This window comes from Bradyrhizobium sp. PRIMUS42 (genome assembly GCF_023006515.1).
Taxonomy (GTDB): domain Bacteria; phylum Pseudomonadota; class Alphaproteobacteria; order Rhizobiales; family Xanthobacteraceae; genus Bradyrhizobium.
In genome coordinates this window covers 1-2,595 of the sequence record NZ_JALBGZ010000813.1, presented here as the reverse complement: position 1 = coordinate 2,595, position 2,595 = coordinate 1, and the positions used below count along the sequence as shown (strand labels likewise).

At 64.5% G+C, this 2,595-nt stretch carries 4 protein-coding genes; 1 reads left to right on the top strand and 3 read right to left on the bottom strand.

The genetic code is table 11. The features are described 5' to 3' along the window. Window positions 1-183: 183 nt before the first annotated feature. Entirely contained in the window at window positions 184-480 is a 297-nt protein-coding gene (locus MOV75_RS34065) for a hypothetical protein (protein WP_246925225.1), read from the bottom strand. Window positions 481-853: 373 nt separating this feature from the next. On the opposite strand from MOV75_RS34065, the gene MOV75_RS34060 reads away from it, so the two are divergent. After that, entirely contained in the window at window positions 854-1,318 is a 465-nt protein-coding gene (locus tag MOV75_RS34060) for a PaaI family thioesterase (protein WP_246925221.1), read from the top strand. A gap of 121 nt (window positions 1,319-1,439) precedes the next feature. Here the strand turns inward: MOV75_RS34060 and MOV75_RS34055 are convergent, their stop codons facing one another. After that, window positions 1,440-1,733: an HdeA family protein gene (locus tag MOV75_RS34055; RefSeq protein WP_162307619.1), complete on the bottom strand. Its 294-nt coding sequence runs from the start codon at window positions 1,731-1,733 to the stop codon at window positions 1,440-1,442. A gap of 407 nt (window positions 1,734-2,140) precedes the next feature. Continuing rightward, window positions 2,141-2,365 (bottom strand): hypothetical protein, encoded by a 225-nt coding sequence (locus MOV75_RS34050; RefSeq protein ID WP_246925216.1) that lies wholly within the window; start codon window positions 2,363-2,365, stop codon window positions 2,141-2,143. Window positions 2,366-2,595 lie beyond the last annotated feature (230 nt).

The window sequence follows — 2,595 nt, the reverse complement described above, 5'->3', positions numbered from 1 at the left end:
GTTTGGCCGGGCTTGCCGGCCGGCTTGCGCCGGCGCGCCATCCGCTCGGCAAGATCCCGCGGACGATCGGCCATGCCCTGCTCTCCTCTACGCGCTACGCTCGGAGTCAATGTAGGGCGCGGGCCGGATGAAGAGGAGTCCTGTTCGAAGGGCGTCCTTGCCGCCCCCGGAACGGAGCCGCGGTCAGTTGGCAGCCGTGCCGCTCTTGCTCTTCTTCGGCGCGCTGGTTGCGGCCGATGCCTTCGGCGCCGCCGACTGTTTCGGGGGATCGGAGCGCATGCCGCCCCAGGGATCGTTGGACGCCTTGGTGTCCGGAATCTTCTTCAGCGTTTCCTTGTAGGCCTTGTCACGCTCGGCTTCGGCGGCCCTCTCCTCCGGGGTCTTGCTCGGGGCATCCTGCAGCAAATTGAGTTGGGGCATTTGCGCGTAGGCAGGTCCCGCCACCACCGCCAGCACCGCGGCCAAACGGAAAAGCTTCATCGTCCACTCCTTGATCATCCATGAGGCACGGATCGCCCGCGCCTCGTCATCCTTGTCGCCGCCGGTCGTGGCCGCCGGGGCCGTTCGGGCCCGTTAGAGCCGATCCGATCGGCACGATTTGGGGGCATGCAGCCAATCGTCCCAGATCGGACCGCATTTGGTGCAGCCGCTCAGCGCCAGGCCGAGCGCGACCATAGAGAAGACGAGGACACACCGACGCAACATCATCCACCCCTACCCAAGCCAGGCATCATATCGGCCCAAGTCAGGCATTTTCAAGCCGACGGGACCGGTGCGAGACCGGGTGACTTTGCCGCGCCGATGCGCGCACAATGGGACGAAACATCAGGCAATACAGGAGAGTGCGACAGCAATGCAAATGCAGCCAGACGCCGAATTCGGCCTCTCCGACGCCAGACGCATCCTCGGCGAGGTTTTTGCGCCCTGGATCCAGGATCTCAACCTCGCGGTCGAGCGCGTCGAGCACGCGCAGCCGGCGGATGTGCCGGACTGGCAGCCAGGCGCGCTCCTGCGCATGCCGTTTTCGGGGCGGCTGTGCCGGAACGGCGGCGTGGTCTGCGGCCAGGCCCTGATGGCGCTCGCCGACACTGCGATGGTGATCGCGATCCTCGCTGCCAATCGCGGCTATCGCCCCATGACCACGGTCGACCAGACCACGCATTTCATGCGCGCGGTGTCCTCCTCGGACGTGCTGGCGGACGCACGCGTGGTGCGGCTCGGGCGTACCATGAGCTTTGGCCGCGTCACGCTGCTCTCGGCTGCCGACAGCAAGCCGGTGGCGATGGTGTCGAGCGCGTTCGCAATGCTGCCGGGCTGAGCATCAACTCAAAAGACGAGAACCGCGCGAGCGCAAAGCGCACCGCGGCTCTCCATCGCGTTTGCATCGAAGCGAGAGGCCGAAGCGCGATTGCAGTTGCGCTTCGGTCGCACGATTCAAATCACTTGCCGAGCACTTCGTCTGCCGCGGTGACGATGCTGGCGGTCGGATTCTTTCCGCAATAGGCACCGAATTTCTTGGCGTTCTCGATGAACACGTCGGTGTCGATGATCGCGTTGTCCTCGTCGCCCTTGTACCAGCCGTCCATCCAGGTCAGCACGACCTGGATATTGTCTTCGCCGCTCTCGAGGAACTGCTTGCAGCTCATGGTCGAGAGGTCCCACTTGACGGCGTGGGCGGGCATCGACGACAGCGAGAACGCGGCGGCGAGCAGAAGCGAAAGCGTGGTCTTCATCGGAATCTCCATCGGCGCGTAACGCCATAAAAGAAGGGCTTGTGAGTAAAGTCGGCGGGAAGTGACTGGCCGCTCCAGCGTCGCAATCGAAGTCTGAAGCGCTGTGCAAGTAGCGCCAGTATTGAGGAGTGACAAGCGCGTCGGCCTCGCCTTCGTGCAATAATGCGCACGATGTGAACGAGCGTTCGCATCGCATCCACAGCACGGTTATGATTGCGTGATGCGACGACGGCGCTGCCCTGCAAGCGCGCGATCGCGGGCACCTCGTCCTCGATCCCGTGAGTGACGCCGCCTCAGATGTCACGATCAGCGGGATGCTGATTGATCACGGCCCCTCGGATCGTAGCGCCACCTCCGCGCACCCGTGCGGGCGCGCAACCCCGTTGAAGCGCCAGAGCCCGCCTACCCTATTTCGGCTTCTTGGCGGGTTCGCTGGGGCGGGCTCCGCCCCAGGGGTCGTACTTGTCCTTGGGTTCGGGGATACGCTCGAGCGCGGCCTTGTAGGCCTTCTCGTCGACCTTGGGCTTGTTGTCCGCCGGCTTGGCGGGGTCAGTGGCTGGCCGCCGGCTCTGCGCCTGCGCCGAGGCGGCCGTCAATGCCAGCACGGCGGCCGCTATGACCAAGATCCTCATTGGTGGCAATCCCCTTCGTCTGGGGTACAAACTTAGCCTGCAATTCCGGAATATGAAATGCCGCGCGTTCCAGGACTTCAGCAAATCTTGATCGCCGGGGACTTCGCCGGATCGCATTGCTACCTATCTGTTGGCCCGCAGGGGACCTTCACGGATGTTGCGGACTATTGCTCATGCGGCGCTGCTCGCCGGCGCGCTCGCGCTCGGTGCCTGCGGCGTTGCCGACAGCC